The 18268-nt window shown below is 71.7% G+C and carries 18 protein-coding genes and 1 pseudogene; 5 read left to right on the forward strand and 14 right to left on the reverse strand.

Annotation, left to right across the window (positions count from 1 at the left end):
* Nucleotides 1-161 precede the first annotated feature (161 nt).
* A pseudogene (locus tag ACSLTV_RS30955) lies at nt 162-548 on the forward strand (Scr1 family TA system antitoxin-like transcriptional regulator); the annotation flags it as partial.
* Nucleotides 545-754, forward strand: a complete 210-nt coding sequence (locus tag ACSLTV_RS30960) for a DUF397 domain-containing protein (RefSeq protein ID WP_435613316.1) — start codon at nt 545-547, stop codon at nt 752-754. The pseudogene ACSLTV_RS30955 and the gene ACSLTV_RS30960, both read left to right, overlap by 4 nt.
* An 86-nt stretch (nt 755-840) precedes the next feature.
* Here ACSLTV_RS30960 and ACSLTV_RS30965 read toward each other — a convergent pair whose 3' ends face one another.
* The 5 genes from ACSLTV_RS30965 to ACSLTV_RS30985 form a co-directional block, all read right to left on the reverse strand.
* Nucleotides 841-2544: a uroporphyrinogen-III synthase gene (locus ACSLTV_RS30965; RefSeq protein WP_435613317.1), complete on the reverse strand. Its 1704-nt coding sequence runs from the start codon at nt 2542-2544 to the stop codon at nt 841-843.
* Nucleotides 2541-3509 (reverse strand): hydroxymethylbilane synthase, encoded by a 969-nt coding sequence (gene hemC / locus ACSLTV_RS30970; protein ID WP_432134389.1) that lies wholly within the window; start codon nt 3507-3509, stop codon nt 2541-2543. The genes ACSLTV_RS30965 and hemC overlap by 4 nt, the downstream gene beginning before the upstream one ends.
* A complete protein-coding gene (locus ACSLTV_RS30975) occupies nt 3506-5218 on the reverse strand; it encodes a glutamyl-tRNA reductase (RefSeq protein WP_435613318.1) in 1713 nt (570 codons plus the stop codon). The genes hemC and ACSLTV_RS30975 overlap by 4 nt, the downstream gene beginning before the upstream one ends.
* Nucleotides 5215-5982, reverse strand: coding sequence for a redox-sensing transcriptional repressor Rex (locus tag ACSLTV_RS30980; RefSeq protein ID WP_432157599.1), 768 nt, complete (start codon nt 5980-5982; stop codon nt 5215-5217). The genes ACSLTV_RS30975 and ACSLTV_RS30980 overlap by 4 nt, the downstream gene beginning before the upstream one ends.
* 288 nt (nt 5983-6270) lie before the next feature.
* Nucleotides 6271-6558 (reverse strand): glutaredoxin family protein, encoded by a 288-nt coding sequence (locus tag ACSLTV_RS30985; RefSeq protein WP_432134392.1) that lies wholly within the window; start codon nt 6556-6558, stop codon nt 6271-6273.
* A 153-nt stretch (nt 6559-6711) separates the two neighbouring features.
* Between ACSLTV_RS30985 and ACSLTV_RS30990 the strand changes: the two genes are divergently transcribed.
* From ACSLTV_RS30990 to ACSLTV_RS31000, 3 genes are all read left to right on the forward strand, one after another.
* Entirely contained in the window at nt 6712-7632 is a 921-nt protein-coding gene (locus ACSLTV_RS30990; protein ID WP_432134393.1) for an HAD family hydrolase, read from the forward strand.
* Nucleotides 7633-8042: 410 nt separating this feature from the next.
* Complete coding sequence (locus ACSLTV_RS30995; protein ID WP_432134394.1) at nt 8043-8825, forward strand: ECF subfamily RNA polymerase sigma factor, BldN family; 783 nt, start codon at nt 8043-8045, stop codon at nt 8823-8825.
* 252 nt (nt 8826-9077) lie between these two features.
* Nucleotides 9078-10310, forward strand: coding sequence for a DUF5667 domain-containing protein (locus tag ACSLTV_RS31000; RefSeq protein ID WP_432157600.1), 1233 nt, complete (start codon nt 9078-9080; stop codon nt 10308-10310).
* Between the two features lie 67 nt (nt 10311-10377).
* Here the strand turns inward: ACSLTV_RS31000 and ACSLTV_RS31005 are convergent, their stop codons facing one another.
* The 9 genes from ACSLTV_RS31005 to ACSLTV_RS31045 form a co-directional block, all read right to left on the reverse strand.
* Entirely contained in the window at nt 10378-11475 is a 1098-nt protein-coding gene (locus tag ACSLTV_RS31005; protein WP_432134396.1) for a lysophospholipid acyltransferase family protein, read from the reverse strand.
* 31 nt (nt 11476-11506) lie between these two features.
* Nucleotides 11507-12568: an NAD-dependent epimerase/dehydratase family protein gene (locus ACSLTV_RS31010; RefSeq protein ID WP_432134397.1), complete on the reverse strand. Its 1062-nt coding sequence runs from the start codon at nt 12566-12568 to the stop codon at nt 11507-11509.
* A gap of 176 nt (nt 12569-12744) precedes the next feature.
* A complete protein-coding gene (locus ACSLTV_RS31015) occupies nt 12745-12843 on the reverse strand; it encodes a 30S ribosomal protein bS22 (protein WP_003948845.1) in 99 nt (32 codons plus the stop codon).
* A 157-nt stretch (nt 12844-13000) separates the two neighbouring features.
* Nucleotides 13001-13210, reverse strand: coding sequence for a helix-turn-helix domain-containing protein (locus ACSLTV_RS31020; RefSeq protein ID WP_432134398.1), 210 nt, complete (start codon nt 13208-13210; stop codon nt 13001-13003).
* Between the two features lie 134 nt (nt 13211-13344).
* The gene (locus tag ACSLTV_RS31025) at nt 13345-14154 is read right to left on the reverse strand and encodes a phosphatase (RefSeq protein ID WP_432134399.1); all 810 of its coding nucleotides are present in this window, start codon (nt 14152-14154) and stop codon (nt 13345-13347) included.
* A gap of 217 nt (nt 14155-14371) precedes the next feature.
* Nucleotides 14372-15547 carry an acetoin utilization protein AcuC gene (locus tag ACSLTV_RS31030; RefSeq protein ID WP_432134400.1) on the reverse strand — a complete coding sequence of 392 codons (1176 nt, stop codon included), beginning with the start codon at nt 15545-15547 and terminating at the stop codon, nt 14372-14374.
* Entirely contained in the window at nt 15498-16739 is a 1242-nt protein-coding gene (locus ACSLTV_RS31035; RefSeq protein WP_432134401.1) for an MFS transporter, read from the reverse strand. The genes ACSLTV_RS31030 and ACSLTV_RS31035 overlap by 50 nt, the downstream gene beginning before the upstream one ends.
* A gap of 60 nt (nt 16740-16799) precedes the next feature.
* On the reverse strand, nt 16800-17516 hold the full coding sequence (locus ACSLTV_RS31040; protein WP_432134402.1) for a VC0807 family protein: 717 nt from the start codon (nt 17514-17516) through the stop codon (nt 16800-16802).
* A gap of 95 nt (nt 17517-17611) precedes the next feature.
* A complete protein-coding gene (locus ACSLTV_RS31045) occupies nt 17612-18256 on the reverse strand; it encodes an HAD family hydrolase (protein ID WP_432134403.1) in 645 nt (214 codons plus the stop codon).
* Nucleotides 18257-18268 lie beyond the last annotated feature (12 nt).

Consider the following 18268-nt stretch of genomic DNA (forward strand, 5'->3'; position numbering starts at 1 on the left):
GCCTGGAAGCGGTTGGTCGCCTGGAGCCGGGTCATCAGGGCCGCCACGTGCTTGCGGTACGTCCGGACCGAGATGCCCAGGTCACGGGCGCCGCTCTCGTCCTTGTCCGCGCTGTGGAGGGAGTGCGGAATCCTGCGCTCGAGGTCACGCTCGTCTCGGAGCGGCAGACCGCGCTTGTCCGCACGCCCCCGCCGCTGATCTCCGAGGTGCTGGACGAAAGCTGTCCGCGTCGGCCCGTCGGCGCACCCACTGTCATGAATGCCCAGTTGGAGCGGCTGATCGAGTTCGCAGACCTGCCGAACACCGTGCTCCAGGTCGCGCCGTTCGACATGGGGGTCCGCCGCCCCTTCGACCTGCCGGTCACTGTCCTCACGATGTCAGACCGCTCGCTGATGTCGTACGCCGAATCCGCCCAGCGGGGCCATCTGGAACGGGACAGCAGGTTCGTCCTGCCCATGCTGGCGGCCTACCATCAACTACAGGCCGAAGCGCTCTCCCAGGCCGAATCCGTGGCCATGATCAACCAGTTGCGAAAGGGCACCCCGTGACGATCGGAAGCCCGCGTTGGTTCACGTCCTCGTACAGCAACAACGGCGGCCAGTGCATAGAGATCGCCGCAAACCTCGTCGCCTCGCGCGGCGTGGTCCCCGTCCGTGACTCCAAGAACCCGAGCGGTCCGGCTCTCCGCCTCACCGCCGACGCGTTCTCGTCCTTCGTGGCGGGCGTCAAGGCCGGGGAGTTCGGCTCTGTCTGACCGCTGCGTGCCGACATGCGGGCAGGGTTAGCCACGGCGAGACAGAAACGGCGGAGCGCCCCCGCGAGGAACGCTCCGCCTCACCCTCAGGTAGCCGCGCGGCGCCTGCGCGCCCCCGGCCTCCGCTCGCTCGGCCGCGTCACCGGGTCGCCGGCCTCCAGCGCGGCCGTCCGGCGTCTGCGGCCGAAGTCGGCCAGCGCCTCGGCGAGCTTGTGCACGGACGGCTCGGGAGCCATCACGTCGACCCGCAGCCCGTGTTCCTCGGCCGTCTTGGCGGTCGCCGGACCGATGCAGGCGATGACGGTCACGTTGTGCGGCTTGCCGGCGATGCCGACCAGGTTCCGCACCGTGGACGACGACGTGAACAGCACGGCGTCGAAGCCACCGCCCTTGATCGCCTCCCGGGTCTCCGCCGGCGGCGGCGAGGCCCGTACGGTGCGGTAGGCGGTGACGTCGTCGACCTCCCAGCCGAGCTCGATCAGCCCGGCGACCAGGGTCTCGGTGGCGATGTCCGCCCGCGGCAGGAACACCCGGTCGATCGGGTCGAAGACCGGGTCGTAGGGCGGCCAGTCCTCCAGCAGGCCGGCCGCCGACTGCTCGCCGCTCGGCACCAGGTCGGGCTTCACGCCGAACGCGATGAGCGCCTTGGCGGTCTGCTCGCCCACCGCGGCCACCTTGATGCCCGCGAAGGCCCGGGCGTCCAGCCCGTACTCCTCGAACTTCTCCCGCACCGCCTTGACCGCGTTCACCGAGGTGAAGGCGATCCACTCGTAGCGGCCGGTCACCAGGCCCTTGACGGCCCGCTCCATCTGCTGCGGGGTGCGCGGCGGCTCGACGGCGATGGTCGGCACCTCGTGCGGCACGGCCCCGTAGGAGCGCAGCTGGTCGGAGAGCGACGCCGCCTGCTCCTTGGTGCGCGGTACGAGGACCTTCCAGCCGAACAGCGGCTTGGACTCGAACCACGCCAGCTGGTCGCGCTGGGCGGGGGCGCTGCGCTCCCCGACCACGGCTATCACCGGCCGGCCGCCCTCGGGGGAGGGCAGCGCCTTGGCCTGCTTCAGCGTCTGGGCGATGGTGCCGAGAGTGGCGGTCCAGGTGCGCTGCCGGGTCGTCGTACCGGCGACCGTCACGGTCATCGGGGTGTCCGGCTTGCGGCCGGCCGCGACCAGTTCCCCGGCGGCCGCGGCCACCGAGTCGAGCGTCGTCGACACCACGACCGTCCCGTCCGAGGCGCCGACCTCGGTCCAGCACCGGTCGGAGGCGGTACGGGCGTCCACGAACCGGACGTCCGCGCCCTGCGCGTCCCGCAGCGGCACACCGGCGTACGCGGGCACGCCGACCGCCGCCGCGACACCCGGCACCACCTCGAAGGGAACACCGGCCGCCGCGCAGGCGAGCATTTCCGCCGCCGCGTACGTATCAAGTCCCGGGTCCCCGGACACCGCACGGACGACCCGCCTGCCGCCCCGCGCGGCCTCCATGACAAGATGTGCCGCATCCCGCACGGCGGGGCCGCCAACGGTTGTTGACGTGGCGTCAACGACCGTCGGCTGGGGCGTGCCCGTGCCCGGAACGGGGTCCGACGAGGGGCCCGGGTCCAGGTGCGTGACGCCCGCCCGGGCGTGCGCCCGCACGACGTCGAGCACCTCGTGCTCGGCGACGACGACGTCAGCGTTCGCCAGCGCCTCCACGGCGCGCAGAGTCAGCAGTCCCGGATCCCCGGGTCCGGCACCGAGGAAGGTGACGTGCCCGTGTTCGAGGCCGGCGGCAGGAACGGTGGTGGGGCTCAATGTGCTCGCTCCCCCATCAGACCGGCCGCGCCCTGGGCAAGCATCTCGGCAGCGAGTTCGCGACCGAGCGTCATCGCCTGGTCATGCGTCTCGGGCACGGGACCGGTGGTGGACAGCTGCACCGTGCGGGAGCCGTCGGTCGTACCGACGACGCCCCGCAGGCGCATTTCCTTGACAATCTGCCCGTCGACCAGGAGGTCGGCCAGTGCGCCCACAGGGGCGCTGCAGCCGGCCTCCAGGGCGGCGAGCAGGGACCGCTCGGCGGTCACGGCGGCCCGGGTGAACGGGTCGTCGAGTTCGGCGAGCGCGGCGATCAACTCCGCATGATCGGCGGAGCATTCGATCGCCAGTGCCCCCTGGCCGGGGGCGGGCAGCACGGTGTCGACCGACAGGAAGTCGGTCACCTCGTCGATCCGGCCGAGCCGGTTCAGGCCGGCGGCGGCCAGCACCACGGCGTCCAGTTCGCCGTCGTGCACGAACCGGATCCGGGTGTCGACGTTCCCCCGGATCGGCACGGTCTCGATGTCGAGGCCGTGGGCCCGGGCGTACGCGTTGAGCTGCGCCATGCGGCGCGGCGAACCGGTGCCGATGCGCGCCCCGCGCGGGAGGTCGGTGAACTTCAGCGCGTCCCGGCCGACGATCACGTCGCGCGGGTCCTCGCGCTCGGGTACGGCCGCCAGCACCAGCCCGTCCGGCTGGGCGGTCGGCAGGTCCTTGAGCGAGTGGACCGCGAAGTCGACCTCGCCCTTCAGCAGCGCGTCGCGCAGCGCGGTGACGAACACACCGGTGCCGCCGATCTGCGCCAGCGCCTCGCGCGAGACGTCGCCGTACGTGGTGATCTCGACCAGTTCGACGGGCCGTCCGGTCACCTGGCGCACGGTCTGCGCGACCTGCCCGGACTGGGCCATGGCGAGCTTGCTGCGCCGCGTGCCGAGCCTCAAGGGCCTCAGTGCCTCGTCACTCATACCGGGCCTCGGTTCTTCGCGTTCTCATCGGTGCTGTCCTCGGCCCGCGACACGGCGGCCACCGTCTCCGGGTCGAGGTCGAACAGGGTCCGCAGCGCGTCCGCGTACCCGGCGCCGCCGGGCTCGGCCGCGAGCTGCTTGACCCGGACGGTGGGCGCGTGCAGCAGCTTGTCCACGACACGTCGCACGGTCTGGGTGATCTCGGCCCGGTGCTTGTCGTCCAGGCCGGGCAGCCGCCCGTCCAGGCGGGCGATCTCGCCGGCCACGACGTCCGCGGCCATGGCCCGTAGCGCCACCACCGTGGGGGTGATGTGCGCGGCCCGCTGGGCGGCGCCGAACGCGGCGACCTCGTCGGAGACGATCCGCCGCACCTGGTCGACGTCCGAGGCCATGGGCGCGTCCGCCGACGTCTCGGCCAGCGACTCGATGTCCACCAGCCGCACGCCGGCGAGCCGGTGCGCGGCCGCGTCGATGTCCCTCGGCATGGCCAGGTCGAGCAGGAACAGCGCGGGCTCGGGCCGTACGGCGTCGGCGACCGCCTCGGGCCGGCGCCGCTCGGGGATCCGCCCGACGGTGGCGGCGGTCGCGGCGAGCGCGGTGATCAGTTCCGCGTCGGCGCGGACGTCGTCCCGGCGTTCGACCACGGTCCCCTTGTCGACCCAGACGGCGTGCTGCTCCAGGGTCGCGGCGTCCATCCCGGCCACGGCGGCCTCGCCGAGCACGGAGAAACCGGTCTGCACGGGCGGTAGGTCGAGCGGGCAGTTGTCCTCCCCACCGCGGCCGGACTGGCCCGCCGGTACCCGGGCGGCGTGGGCCAGCGCGGGCGGTGCCCCGTCGGCGCCGAAGGGCGCGGCCGGGACCCGGCCCACGCGTCCCTGCACCGCGGTGGCGACCGCCTCGGCGGTGAGCACCAGGCCGGTCGCTCCGGTGCAGGAGACGGCCACGTCGGCACGTGTCAGCTCGGCCGGCACCGATTCCATCGGTACCGCGCGGGCCGCCACGTCCGTGCCGTCGCCCTCGGAGAGGATCTGGGCGAGCCGCTCGGCCCGCTCGAAGGTGCGGTTGGCGACGACGATCTCCGTGACACCGGCGCGCGCGAGCGTCGCCGCGGCCAGCGAGGACATCGAACCGGCGCCGATGACCAGGGCCTTCTTGCCGGCCGCCCAGTCCCGCACCTCGCCGCTCCGGGCCAGCTGCTCCAGACCGAAGGTGACCAGGGACTGCCCCGCGCGGTCGATGCCGGTCTCGGAGTGCGCCCGCTTGCCGACCCGCAGGGCCTGCTGGAACAGGTCGTTGATCAGCCGGCCGGCGCTGTGCTGTTCCTGCGCCCTGGCCAGGGAGTCCTTTATCTGGCCGAGGATCTGGCCCTCGCCGACGACCATCGAGTCCAGCCCGCAGGCCACCGAGAAGAGGTGGTGGACGGCCCGGTCCTCGTAGTGCACGTAGAGGTAGGGGGTGAGCTCGTCCAGGCCGACCCCGCTGTGCTGGGCGAGCAGCGTGGACAGCTCGGCGACGCCCGCGTGGAACTTGTCCACGTCGGCGTAGAGCTCGATGCGGTTGCACGTGGCCAGGACGGCGGCCTCGGTGGCCGGCTCCGCGGCGACGGTGTCGTGCAACAGCTTGACCTGCGCGTCCGTGCCCAGCGAGGCCCGCTCCAGCACGCTGACCGGCGCGCTGCGGTGGCTCAGCCCGACGACGAGGAGACTCATGCCGGCATCACGGCGGGTACGTCCCCGTCGGGCCCCTGCTCGGCGGCGCTCCCGCCGCGGGTGACGGCGGCCGGCGCCGCGGCGTCGGGCAGCGCGGCCTCCTCACCGGCCTTGCGCTGCTCGTGGAAAGCGAGGATCTGCAGCTCGATGGAGAGGTCGACCTTGCGCACGTCGACGCCGTCCGGCACGGACAGCACGGTCGGCGCGAAGTTCAGGATGGAGGTCACCCCGGCGGCCACGAGCCGGTCGCAGACCTGCTGGGCGGCGCCTGCGGGGGTGGCGATGACCCCGATGGACACGCCGTTCTCCTGGATGATCTTCTCCAGGTCGTCGGTGTGCTGGACGGGGATCCCGGCCACGGGCTTCCCGGCCATCGAGGGGTCGGCGTCGATCAGGGCGGCCACCCGGAAGCCGCGCGAGGCGAACCCCCCGTAGTTGGCGAGCGCGGCGCCGAGGTTACCGATACCGACGATCACAACCGGCCAGTCCTGGGTGAGCCCCAGTTCCCGGGAGATCTGGTAGACGAGATACTCGACGTCGTAGCCGACGCCGCGGGTGCCGTACGACCCGAGGTACGAGAAGTCCTTGCGCAGCTTCGCCGAGTTGACGCCGGCCGCCGCCGCGAGCTCCTCGGAGGAGACCGTGGGGACCGAGCGCTCGGACAGTGCCGTCAGCGCGCGAAGGTACAGCGGAAGACGGGCGACGGTGGCCTCGGGAATCCCTCGGCTACGGGTCGCCGGTCGGTGAGTTCGGCCAGTTGCCACGGTGCTCCTGCGGGTAGAGCGGGGCTGCAGGCGGCCATACGTCCCCGGACCGCCCCGTCGAATGCAGGCTATGTCTTTGTGAACGCGTGCACAAAGATTGTGTCCGATTTGCCCGGCCAACGTGACCGGGGTCACGCGGCTTCGCCGCGCTCGCGGGGAACCGGGACACATGGGCCCGCGTTCCTCTCTTCTCGGGGGCAAAATCGGTCACTCTCCTCACGAATCCCGCCCCCGAGACCAAGTCGCCGTCGATCCTAAGCGACATTTCCAGCCACTTGTACTGGTCGGTCAGTTTCCGGTGAGTTCCCGGCGCAGCCGTTCCTCGTTCACGCGCCAGAAGGTGTGCTGCGCTCCGTCGACGAGCACGACGGGGATCTGCTCCCAGTACTGGTCGTGGAGTTGGGGGTCCTCGGTGATGTCCTTCTTCTCCCACGGAACACCCAGCTCCCCGCAGACCTTCTCGATGACGATCTGTGCGTCATCACACAGATGACACCCGGGCTTGCCGATGAGCGTGACGAGCCGGTCCCGGGGCGCGGGACCCTTACGGCGAAAGAGGGGACTCATGCCGGCCATTCTCCCGCGTCCGGCCCGGAACCGGAGCGGGCCGGACGGCCCCTGGTGCCCAGGTGGCGCAACGATCCCTTTAACGGGACGGTCGCGGAGAGTTCACACCTGGCGAACCTCGCCGCCGACCGAACCACCGAACAAACTGGCTATGCTCACGCCATGGCCGCTCTCGGATGGCTCACCCCCCGTAGGCGCTCCGCCACGGCGCGGAGCGTGTTGGCAGGCGAGGCCTCGGCGGAGGCCGCGCGCAAGTCCGCCCAGGACACCCAGGAGATCGCCGAGGAGGAACCGCAGTTCCCGGTCCCCGGCGACCATCGCGCCGCCGCGTTCTTCGACCTGGACAACACCGTCATGCAGGGCGCCGCGCTGTTCCACTTCGGCCGGGGCCTGTACAAGCGGAAGTTCTTCGAGACGCGCGACCTGGTCAGGTTCGCCTGGCAGCAGGCGTGGTTCCGGATGGCGGGGGTCGAGGACCCCGAGCACATGCAGGACGCCCGCGACTCCGCCCTGTCGATCGTCAAGGGCCACCGGGTCTCCGAACTGACCTCGATCGGCGAGGAGATCTACGACGAGTACATGGCCGAGCGCATCTGGCCCGGCACCCGGGCGCTCGCTCAGGCCCACCTGGACGCGGGCCAGAAGGTGTGGCTGGTCACCGCGGCCCCCGTGGAGATCGCCCAGGTGATCGCCCGCCGCCTCGGCCTGACCGGCGCGCTCGGCACGGTCGCGGAGTCGGTGGACGGCGTCTACACCGGCAAGCTGGTGGGTGAGCCGCTGCACGGCCCCGCCAAGGCGGAGGCGGTCCGCGCCCTCGCCGCGGCCGAGGCCCTCGACCTCTCCCGCTGTGCCGCCTACAGCGACAGCCACAACGACATCCCGATGCTGTCCCTGGTCGGCCACCCCTACGCGATCAATCCGGACGCCAAGCTGCGCCGGCACGCCCGCGACCTGGACTGGCGCCTGCGCGACTACCGCACCGGCCGCAAGGCCGCCAAGGTCGGCATCCCGGCCGCGGCCGGCGTCGGCGCGGTGGCCGGCGGCACCGCGGCGGCCATCGCGCTGCACCGCCGCCGCCGCTGACACCCGGCCGGTCGCGCTGGATCCCGGCCGGTCGCGCTGGATCCCGGCCGGATAGCGGCTGGAACGCGCACACCCGGTCACATCAGTCACGCCAGGCCCGGGAGCCGGCCAATCCGACGGTCGTACCCCGTTTCCGCCCCCTCCAGCCCTGTTGTCCGCGCACAGCCACAACACGCCCCGGACCGACCGGAAATCCGAAGAATTTCGATCAACAAGCGGTCACTCTGCGGCACTTGGTCGGGCGTCAATCGGTTACGGAAGCGACGTAATCGATGATTTGAGCAACTGGGTGTAGCAGGCCCTGCACGAAGCGTTATTCTCCTCAGACGCAATCCGGTAACCCCTCCGTCGCTACGACGGGTGAAAGGTTCCGTACTGCACGTGATGGAAGCTCTGCCTCTGGGAGTCCCGTGTACCCACACGTCGGGGTTGACGCCTCGGGCCTGGCTACGCTGCGCGCGACCGTCGCAACGGTCAAGGAGACGCTGCGCGATCTCGTCCCCACCGCGTACGCCGTCCCCGCCTTCGCCGCCGCCCCCGTCGGCCCGTGCTACGCACTGGCCGACGGCAGCGCCGCGGTGGGCAGACGCGGGCGCACGGCCGCCGGCGCCGCCACCACCGCCCGGCGGCCCGCCGCCGACAGCGACAGCGCCCGGATGATGGACCTCGTGGAGCGCGCCCAGGCCGGCGAAGCCGACGCCTTCGGCCGCCTCTACGACCAGTACAGCGACACCGTCTACCGCTACATCTACTACCGCGTCGGCGGGAAGGCGACCGCCGAGGACCTCACCAGTGAGACGTTCCTGCGCGCCCTGCGCCGCATCGGGACCTTCACCTGGCAGGGCCGCGACTTCGGCGCCTGGCTCGTCACCATCGCCCGCAACCTGGTCGCCGACCACTTCAAGTCCAGCCGCTTCCGGCTGGAGATCACCACCGGCGAGATGCTCGACGCCAACGAGGTCGAGCGCTCGCCCGAGGACTCCGTCCTGGAGTCCCTCTCCAACGCCGCCCTCCTGGACGCCGTGCGCCGGCTCAACCCCCAGCAGCAGGAGTGCGTCACCCTGCGCTTCCTGCAGGGTCTGTCCGTCGCCGAGACCGCCCGGGTGATGGGCAAGAACGAGGGCGCCATCAAGACCCTCCAGTACCGCGCCGTCCGGACCCTCGCCCGCCTCCTGCCGGACGACGCCCGCTGAGCCGACCCCACACAGCCACTCCCTCACACTCCGCGATTTCCAACTCACGGTCAGTGACAGTCCGTTGACTTCCCGATCCGATCATCCGCAGTCCGTAACCCAAGTGCCGCGCCACTCGTTGTGCGGGATGCAGGCTCCCTGTGGTCACGTACCGACCGGCCCCGATCACCCGATCGGGACCACCCGGCCGCGTGCGTGCAACCCCGAGAATCCCCGGGGAGTCGACCGTGATGACGAGAGGAGGTGCCGCCAGTGATCGCGAACGTATCGGCGCACCGGCGGGCGAACGCCTTCGCCCAGGCCCTGGAGGAGCAGTCCGAGCGGGGCACGGCGGCCGAGCAGTCCGAGGGATCGCCACCGGCACCGGCCGCCGACCAGACCGAGCAGGGCCACCTCCTGGCCCTGGCCACGGGTCTCGCCGAGCTGCCCAGACCGGAGCTCGACCCGGAGGTCAAGGTCGTCCAGCGGGCGCAGTTGGTCGCCGCGATGGAGGCCATGCTGCAGGAGGGCACGCTCGGAGGCGAAGCCGCTGACCCTTCGGTACCCGAACAGCGAAGCCGCAGCAGGGGAGCACACCGGGCGACCGCGCTGGGCAGATTGCGGCCGCGCTCCCGGCTCGCCAAGGGACTCACCGCCGGCGGCCTCAGCGTCGGCGTCGCCGCGGGGGCCTTCGGCGGCGTCGCCGCCGCCAGCTCCGACGCCCTCCCCGGTGACTCCCTCTACGGCCTGAAGCGAGGCATCGAGGACTTCAAGCTCAACTACCTCAGCGACGACGACAGCGAACGCGGCGAGGCCTATCTCGACCAGGCCTCGACCCGTCTCGGCGAGGCCCGCCGCCTCATGGAGCGCGGCCGCAGCGGCCATCTCGACCACGAGTCCCTCGGCGAGATCCGCCGCACGCTGTCCGGCATGCGTCACGACGCCTCCGAGGGCCACCGCCTGCTCCACGAGGCCTACGAGCGCGACCCGGACTCGCTCGGCCCCATGCAGGCCCTGGACGCGTTCTCCCGCTCCCACCGCGAGGCGTGGAGCGCCCTGCGCCAGCGGCTGCCGGTCCAGCTCGGCGACGTCAGCGAGGAGGTCTCGTCGGTCCTGGACGCCATAGAGCAGGAAGTCGCCCCGCTGCAGTCCATCCTCCCGCAGCCCCCCACCCAGGGCGGCGGCGGCACGGATCAGCGGCAGGGCACCGGCCCGTCGTCCACCGGCACCTCCGGCACCGGCGGCTCCAGCACGCCCCGCACCGGTGGCACCGAGGCTCCCGGTGCCGGCGAAACCGGCAGCGGCCCGAGCAAGCCGGCCGACTCCACGTCCGAGGACGACGGCCTCCTGGGCGGCAGCACCGGTGGTCTCCTGGACCCGCTGGAGGACACCTCGACCACCGCCCCGACCAGCCCCTCCCCCGCCCCCGAGCCGGAAGTCACCATCCGGCCCCTCCTGCCGGGCCTCCTCCCGGGCCTCGGTATCGACAGCGAGGACGCCGGCTAGGCCGGGCCGACGGTGAGCACGCGGTGGGGGCCCTTCTCCGGGCAGGGTCCCCACCGCGTGCTCACCGTCAGAAGAACACCGACCTCCGCTGCACCAGCAGCTTGTAGAGCGTGTGCTGGATCTGCTCGCGGACCTGGTCGGTCAGGTTGAACATCAGCATCGGGTCCTCGGCTGCCTCCGGCGGATAGCCGTCCGTGGCGATCGGCTCGCCGAACTGGATCGTCCACTTCGTCGGAAGCGGGATCGCCCCCAGCGGCCCGAGCCACGGGAACGTCGGCGTGAGCGGGAAGTACGGGAAGCCCAGGACCCGCGCCAGCGTCTTGGCGTTGCCGATCATCGGGTAGATCTCCTCCGCCCCGACGATCGAGCACGGGATGATCGGAACACCCCGGCGCAGGGCCGTGGAGACGAAGCCGCCCCGCCCGAACCGCTGCAGCTTGTACCGCTCCCCGAAGGGCTTGCCGATGCCCTTGAAGCCCTCCGGCATCACCCCGACCAGCTCCCCCTGCCCGAGCAGCCGCTCCGCGTCCTCGGCGCAGGCCAGGGTGTGGCCCAGCTTGCGGGCGAGCTCGTTGACGACGGGCAGCACGAACACCAGGTCCGCGGCGAGCAGCCGCAGATGCCGCCCGGCCGGATGCCGGTCGTGCACGGCGACCTGCATCATCAGCCCGTCCAGCGGCAGCGTGCCGGAGTGGTTGGCGACGATCAACGCTCCGCCCTCGGCGGGGATGTTCTCGATGCCCTTCACCTCGACCCGGAAGTACTTCTCGTACACCGGCCGCAGCAGGGACATCAGGACCTGGTCGGTCAGCTCCTCGTCGTAGCCGAAGTCGTCGACCTCGTAGTCCCCGGTCAGGCGCCGGCGCAGGAAGGACAGGCCGCTCGCCAGACGGCGTTCCAGCGCCGAGGCGGCCTCGGTCCGCTCCGGCTCCCGTTCATCCGTCACACGGCCGTCCTCCTGCGCCACGGACCCGCTGGGCAGGGCCGGGACCGCGCCGGCCTCCGGTACCCCGCGCAACTCGCTCACTTCCCGTACCGGCACGGTCTGCTCGCCGCCGGCCGTGCGTCGGCTCCCCCCGCCCCCGCCCCTGCGCCGGGCCGGCCGCTGTCCGGCGCCCCCGCGAGACCGGTCGTCGTCGAACGGAATGACCTTGGCGTCCGCCATCGTTGATGCGCTCCTCGGTTGGCACCGCGCGTCAGTCGGCGCTCTGCATCGGGGGGTGACCGCCGCCCGGGACGGACAGGGCGGCGATCCGGTCGACGGCCCCCGCAAGGGCCTCGGGGGGCAGCAGTCCGGGTCCCCGGCTGCGCGCGAAGTCCGCGAAGGTCTCGGCGGTGGTGTATTTCGGCGCGAACCCCAGCGTCTCGCGCATCTGGTCCGTCGCCACGACCCGGCCGTGGGTGAGCAGCCGGATCTGCTCGGGTGAGAAGTCCGTCATTCCCAGCGTACGCACCAGCGACCCGGCCCAGGTCACGGCGGGCAGCAGCAGCGGCACGGTGGGCCGCCCGAGCCGCCGCGAGCACTGCGACAGCGTCAGCACGCCGTCACCGGCGATGTTGAAGGTGCCGCTGTTGAGGGTGCCCCGCATCGGCTCGTGCGAGGCGATCCGCAGCACCTCGATCGCGTCGTCCTCGTGCACGAACTGCAGCCGGGGGTCGTAGCCGAACACCGTCGGCAGCACCGGCAGCGAGAAATAGGAGGCCAGGGGGGTCTCCGCGGTGGGGCCGAGGATGTTGGCGAAGCGCAGCACACACACCGCGACGTCGGGCCGCCGCCGCGCGAAGCCGCGCACGTACCCCTCGACCTCGACGGTGTCCTTGGCGAACCCACCGCTGGGCAGCGACTTGGCCGCCGTGGTCTCGGTGAACACGGCCGGGTCCCGCGACGCGGAGCCGTACACGTTCGTACTGCTCTTGACGACGAGCCGGCGCACACCGGGCGACTTCTGACAGGCACCGAGGAGCTGCATGGTGCCGATGACGTTGGTCTCCTTGACGGTGGCCCGGCTGCCGCTGCCCAGCGCGGTGGCCGTCACGTCGAGGTGGACGACGGTGTCGGCGCCGCTCTCGGCGAGCACCCGGGCGATCCCTGGCTGCCGGATGTCGGCCTGGACGAACTCGGCCGCACCGAGCCGGTGCTCGGGCCGCACCACGTCCACGGCGATCACCCTGTCGACGCCCGGGTCACGCTGGATCCGTCGTACGAACCGGCCTCCCAGTTGGCGGGCCACTCCGGTCACGAGCACGACCTTGCCCAAGATCAGCGCCTTTCTTCCAGGACCTGGTACTCCGCATCGTCCACCGCGTTCCCCCGTGGAGCCAACCTAGCGGTTCGATGTTGCCCTGTGATGACCGCCGGTCCGGACAGAAGAACGACCCCCCACCGTTATCAGGTGGGGGGTCGAACCGCGCTCGTAACGCTCGGCGCGTCGCCTTACTTCTTGTTGCGACGCTGAACGCGCGTGCGCTTGAGCAGCTTGCGGTGCTTCTTCTTGGCCATCCGCTTGCGCCGCTTCTTGATAACAGAGCCCACGACTACCCTCGCTCACTTCTCATCACTCGGTGTTTGGGCGCCATGGGCCCACACGACCTACGAGGGGCTAGCCTACCCGCCCGAGCGCCGAGGTCGTTAATCGAGGGTTTCCGGGGAGGTCCGGGACACGGGGTACACGAACCTCCCCGGTGTGGAGCTAGGCGGTTTCCACCCCCACATAGCTATCGCGGAGGTACTCGTGAACCGCGTCCTCCGGGACGCGGAAGGACCGCCCCACCCGGATCGCGGGCAGATGACCGCTGTGCACCAGCCGGTACACGGTCATCTTGGACACTCGCATCACCGCGGCGACTTCCGCCACGGTAAGGAACTGAACCTCGCTCAGAGGCCTCTCGCCAGCAGCCATGACACACCTGAACCTTCCGCACTCGACTCGACGGCCACCGGCTTCCCCTTCCGGTGACTCTTCGTCGCTGCGTGCTCACTCCCCAGACTAGGGGCGGGTGATGCGAGTGGGGAAGAGGTGCACCCATCAACGGCCTACTGTGACAGACACGCCCGATTGAGTACGTAGCGGGTAAGCGGCCGGTAGTAAACAGACCGCACAGCGTCATCAAGCGGAACGACCACCGACACGACCCCCTCGGCCTCCCCCACGAACGGCGCCGGGTCGTCGACGTCGGCGAGCCCGATGGCCTCGAACCCCAGCTGACCTGCCCCACAGAGCCATCCGTGGTCTCCGATCACCAGCTGAGGCAGCGGTCCGCCGGCCTCCGCGAGGGCTCCGAGCGCGACTCGGACCGGCAGGGGTGAGTGGGTGTGCGCGCCGGTCGCACGACCGGCGCGACCGCCACCGGTTTCCCGCAGGAACCCGACTCCCCGTGCGTACACAAGACGGTGCGTACGTAGACCGAACCGGGTCGTTATGTCGACACAGCGACCATACGCGGGGGTGAGGACGGTACATCCCGCCGCCGACAGCGCGTACGCGAGCCCGGCGTAGAACCCGAGCAGCCGCCCCGGGTGCCCGGTCCCGATCAGCACGGCACCCCGGCGCCCGGCGACGTCTCCCACCCGTTCGGCGAAGGCGTCCAACCCGCTGATGGTGAGCCCGGGATCGATGTACTCGTCCCCCGTCGCCACCTCGGGCCCCCTCCCGCACCGCTCCCCCATCAGCCGCAGCACCTCCGCCGTCCCCCACCGGCCCAGCGGCCCCACCCCCAGCACCACCCGGGGGTCCCCCGCGGCGAACGCCCGGTATCTGCGCAGGCTCACCTCCCGCGGCGTCCCCACCACCCCGGCCAGCCGGGCCCCCACCAAGTGCCGCCGCAACCCGCACCCACTGACCACCCCCCGATACTCCTCCCGCCCCGCCTCCCGCCACCGGCGAATGCCCCCGACACCCCACCGTCGGGGGAACGCCGCGAGGCCGCGGGCCCCACCGGAACACCCTCACCCTCGGGGAACCACCGCAAGACCGCCGACCCCACCGGAACACCCTCACCCTCGGGGAACCACCGCAAGACCGCCGACCCCACCGGAACACCCTCGCCCTCGGGGGCGCTCCTCACGCCAGCAACCCGCGCAACGGGAACACCGCCCGCCGGGTCGCCAGCACGGCCTGGTCCAACCGGTCGGCGGGGTCGTATCCCGCCTCCCACTCCGCCCACCCCACGGGCCACCGGCCATCGGTCATCCGCACCGGCCCCAGCTGCCGGGTCCGCGCGAAGACCTCCGCCCGCCAGCTCTCCGGGATCACCGTCTCCGGCTCCACCGGCTTCCCCGCGGCCACTCCCACCAGATGCGCCCACGACCGCGGCACCACGTCCACCACCGCGTACCCGCCGCCGCCCAGCGCCACCCACCGGCCCCCGGCCCAGGCGTGCGCCAGCTCATGACACGCCACCTGCACGGCCCGCTGGGCGTCCAGCGACACCGCGAGATGCGCCAGCGGATCCTCGAAGTGCGTGTCGGCGCCGTGCTGCGTCACCAGCACGTCCGGCCGGAAGTCGGCGATCAGCTCCGGCACCACCGAGTGGAAGGCCCGCAGCCACCCCGCGTCCCCGGTCCCGGCCGGCAGCGCCACGTTCACCGCCGACCCCTCCGCGGCGCCCTCCGCCCCGGTCTCCTCCGGCCACCCCGTCTGCGGGAACAGCGTCCGAGGGTGCTCGTGCAGCGAGACCGTCAGCACCCGGGGGTCCTCCCAGAACGCCGCCTGCACCCCGTCCCCGTGGTGCACGTCGACGTCCACGTAGGCCACCCGCTCGGCCCCCAGCTCCAGCAGCCGCGCGATCGCGAGGGCCGCGTCGTTGTAGACGCAGAACCCCGACGCGCCCCCGGGCATGGCGTGGTGCAGGCCACCCGCGAAGTTCACCGCGTGCAGCGCGTCGCCCCGCCAGACCGCCTCCGCCGCCCCCACCGACTGCCCGGCGATCAACGCCGAGACCTCGTGCATCCCGGCGAAGGCCGGATCGTCCACCGTGCCCAGCCCGTACGCCGTGTCGGCCGAGCCCGGATCCACGGAGGCCGCCTTCACCGCCGCGATGTAGTCCTCCCGGTGCACCAGCCGCAGCGTGGAGTCCCCGGCCGGCTTCGCCGAGACGACCTCCACCTCGCGGTCGAGCCCCAACGCCTCCACCAGACTCCGGGTCAGCCTCAGCCGAACCGGATCCATCGGATGCTCGGACCCGAAGTCATAGCCCGTTACTGCCTCGTCCCACATCAGCTGTGCGCGGCCGCTCATACGCGCCACCGTATCGGTCCGGTTGAGCCGCGAACGACCGGGCGTACACCAACGTCACCAGCACCAACACCATCGGCACCAGCATCGCCCCCCGGTAGCTCCACACGTCGCCGAGCGACCCCACCAGCGGCGAACCGACCAGGAAGCCGACGTAGTTGAAGATGTTCAGCCGCGCGACCGCCGCGTCGGACGCCCCGGGGAACAGCCGCCCGGCCGCCGCGAAGGTCTGCGGCACCAGCACGCACAACCCCAGCCCCACACAGGTGAACCCGAGCATCCCCACCCACGCCCCGGGCGCCCCCGCCACCACCGCGAAACCCGCCGCGGCCACCACCGTGCCGCCCCGCACCACCGCCACCGCCCCGAACCGCCGCACCCCGAAGTCTCCGATGGCCCGCCCCACCAACGTGGTCACCATGTACACGTTGTACGGCACGGTCGCCAGCTGCTCCGAACTGCCCAGCACGTCCTGGAGGTACTTCGCGCTCCAGTTGGAGACGGTCGAGTCGCCGATGTAGGCGAAGGCCATCACCAGGCACAGCGGCAGCAGCAGCTTGAAGACGACACCGGCCCCGTCCCCCCGGCCCGCGTCCCCCGCCTCCCGCGGCCCACCACTGTGCGCACTGTCCGCGCCGACCCCGTCGACGTACCACCGGCTCCCCACCAGCACCGCCGGTACCAGCACCGCCACCACCGGCAGGTACGACACCCACAGCGCCAGCTCCCAGTGCGCCCCCGCCCACGCCAGCGAGGCCCCCACGATCCCGCCCAGGCTGTAGGAGGCGTGGAAGCTCAGCATGATGCTGCGCCCGTACGCCCGCTGCAGACTCACCCCGAGCATGTTCATCGAGGCGTCCAACGCGCCCACGGCCAGCCCGAAGACCGCCAGCGACAGCCCCAGCACGGCCATCCCGTCGCCCGCGCCGACCCCGACCAGCGCCAGCAGCACCAACGGCTGGGACCAGCGCAGCACCCCGCTGGGCCGGAACCGCCGCACCAGCCGCTCGGTCGCCACGCTGCCGGCCCCGGCGAGGACCGGCACCGCCGCCAGGAAGGCCGGCAGCAGCGCGTCGGAGACCCCGTACCGGTCCTGGATCGCCGGGATCCGGGTCACGAGCAGCGCGAAGGCGGCCCCCTGGGCGAAGAAGCTGAACGCCAACGAGGCCCGGCCGCGCCGCAGGACTTCTGTCATGGCGGCGAGCGTAGGGCCCCGGGCTACCGCTGGGTAGATCCAGCCAAAGATGAATTACGCTCAACTTCCCTGGCCCGCGAGGGCGAGGGCGCGCGCGGGAGCCGGGACGGCCTCCTCGGCTGACTTCACCTCGTCCGCGAGCAGCCGCTTCATCGTCTCCACCGCCAGGCCGCCGCTCACCGTGAAACCGATCGTCATGGCGACGGCGACGAAGACCCCGCCCAGCCAGACCATGGTGTCCACGGGCAGCGTGTACGCGCCCACCACCCGCGCCACACACTCGGCGAGCAGCACCACGCCCCACACCACCGAGAAGAGCCTCTCCTTGCGGCGGAAGACCGCCGAACCGGTGCGGGTCCCCGACACCAGCCGCTCCCAGGCGGCGTCCCGGGCCGCGTCGCCCCGCACCATCAGCGGCCGCACTGCCGCCGTCATCATCGGCCTCCCGAGCGCCACGGACACCAGGATCCCGATCCCGACGGTGCTGCTGACGGCGCCGTCCTTCGCCAGCATCAGCCGCGGGTCACCGGAGACGAAGCTCAGCACCAGGCCGACGACGTTGACCACGAGGATCAGCAGCGCGAGCCCGTTGGCCGTGCGCTCCCTCACCACGCTCCACGCGGTCCGCAGCGCCGGCCCCACGCTGCTCCAGGCGAGCGCGGCGAGGGTGCTCGTCCCGAAGCCGTCCTTGAGCAGGTAGAACGACCCGAGGGGAACCGCGACATCCACGATCAGGGGGGCGAGGTGGGCGCGCGTCGTGTTCGTCTTCGTCGTCATGCCCTCAGCCTCGTGGCACCCAGGGGTCCCCCAGTAGAAACGATCGTCCGGAGGTCGGCGTGACAAATGTCAGCCACGACGCCCGCCGCCATCGGTCAGAGCAGCAGGTCGGGCAACTCCCCCATGTCCCGGAAGAGTCGGGTGGCCCCCGTCAGCTTCTCCGCCGGCGTCATCGCGGTGAAGCCGACCACGTCCATCCCGGCCGCCACGGCCGCCTGCACGCCCAGCGGCGAGTCCTCGACGACCACGCACCGCTCCGGGGCGACGCCCATCGTCCGCGCCGCGTGCAGGAACAGATCCGGCTCGGGCTTCCCCCGCCCCACATCCTGCGAACTGAAGATCCGCTCCTCGTCGAACCACCGGTCGAGCCCCGTGGTCCGGTGCCCCACCCGGATCCGCTCGTGACTCCCGGACGACGCCACGCAGTACGGCACGCCCTCGTCCGTGAGCCGTTCCAGCACCTCGGTGGTGCCGGCGACCGGCTTCAGTTCCTGCTCGAACGCGGCGAAGACCCGCGTGTGGAAGACATCGTCGAAATCCTGCGGCAGGCGCTGTCCGCTGCGTTCCAGAACCAGTTCATGGATCCGGTGCATCGCGGACCCCATGTAGTCCCGGATCGACTCCTCGTACGTCGTCGGATGCCCCAGCTCGGTCAGGTAGCCGGCCAGGAGACGGTTGGATATGGGCTCGCTGTCGACGAGCACACCGTCGTTGTCGAAGATGACGAGTTCGTAGCGCATACCCAGAGCCTA

The sequence above is a fragment of the Streptomyces sp. bgisy159 genome (assembly GCF_965341775.1).
Classification (GTDB): Bacteria; Actinomycetota; Actinomycetes; order Streptomycetales; family Streptomycetaceae; genus Streptomyces.

Coding starts and splice junctions, on each gene's coding strand:
- hemC (WP_432134389.1), bottom strand. CDS start 3,509: ATGAGTGACGAGGCACTGAGGCCCTTGAGGCTCGGCACGCGGCGCAGC.
- ACSLTV_RS30975 (WP_435613318.1), bottom strand. CDS start 5,218: ATGAGTCTCCTCGTCGTCGGGCTGAGCCACCGCAGCGCGCCGGTCAGC.
- ACSLTV_RS30985 (WP_432134392.1), bottom strand. CDS start 6,558: ATGGCCGGCATGAGTCCCCTCTTTCGCCGTAAGGGTCCCGCGCCCCGG.
- ACSLTV_RS30990 (WP_432134393.1), top strand. CDS start 6,712: ATGGCCGCTCTCGGATGGCTCACCCCCCGTAGGCGCTCCGCCACGGCG.
- ACSLTV_RS31005 (WP_432134396.1), bottom strand. CDS start 11,475: ATGGCGGACGCCAAGGTCATTCCGTTCGACGACGACCGGTCTCGCGGG.
- ACSLTV_RS31020 (WP_432134398.1), bottom strand. CDS start 13,210: ATGGCTGCTGGCGAGAGGCCTCTGAGCGAGGTTCAGTTCCTTACCGTG.
- ACSLTV_RS31030 (WP_432134400.1), bottom strand. CDS start 15,547: ATGAGCGGCCGCGCACAGCTGATGTGGGACGAGGCAGTAACGGGCTAT.
- ACSLTV_RS31035 (WP_432134401.1), bottom strand. CDS start 16,739: ATGACAGAAGTCCTGCGGCGCGGCCGGGCCTCGTTGGCGTTCAGCTTC.
- ACSLTV_RS31040 (WP_432134402.1), bottom strand. CDS start 17,516: ATGACGACGAAGACGAACACGACGCGCGCCCACCTCGCCCCCCTGATC.
- ACSLTV_RS31045 (WP_432134403.1), bottom strand. CDS start 18,256: ATGCGCTACGAACTCGTCATCTTCGACAACGACGGTGTGCTCGTCGAC.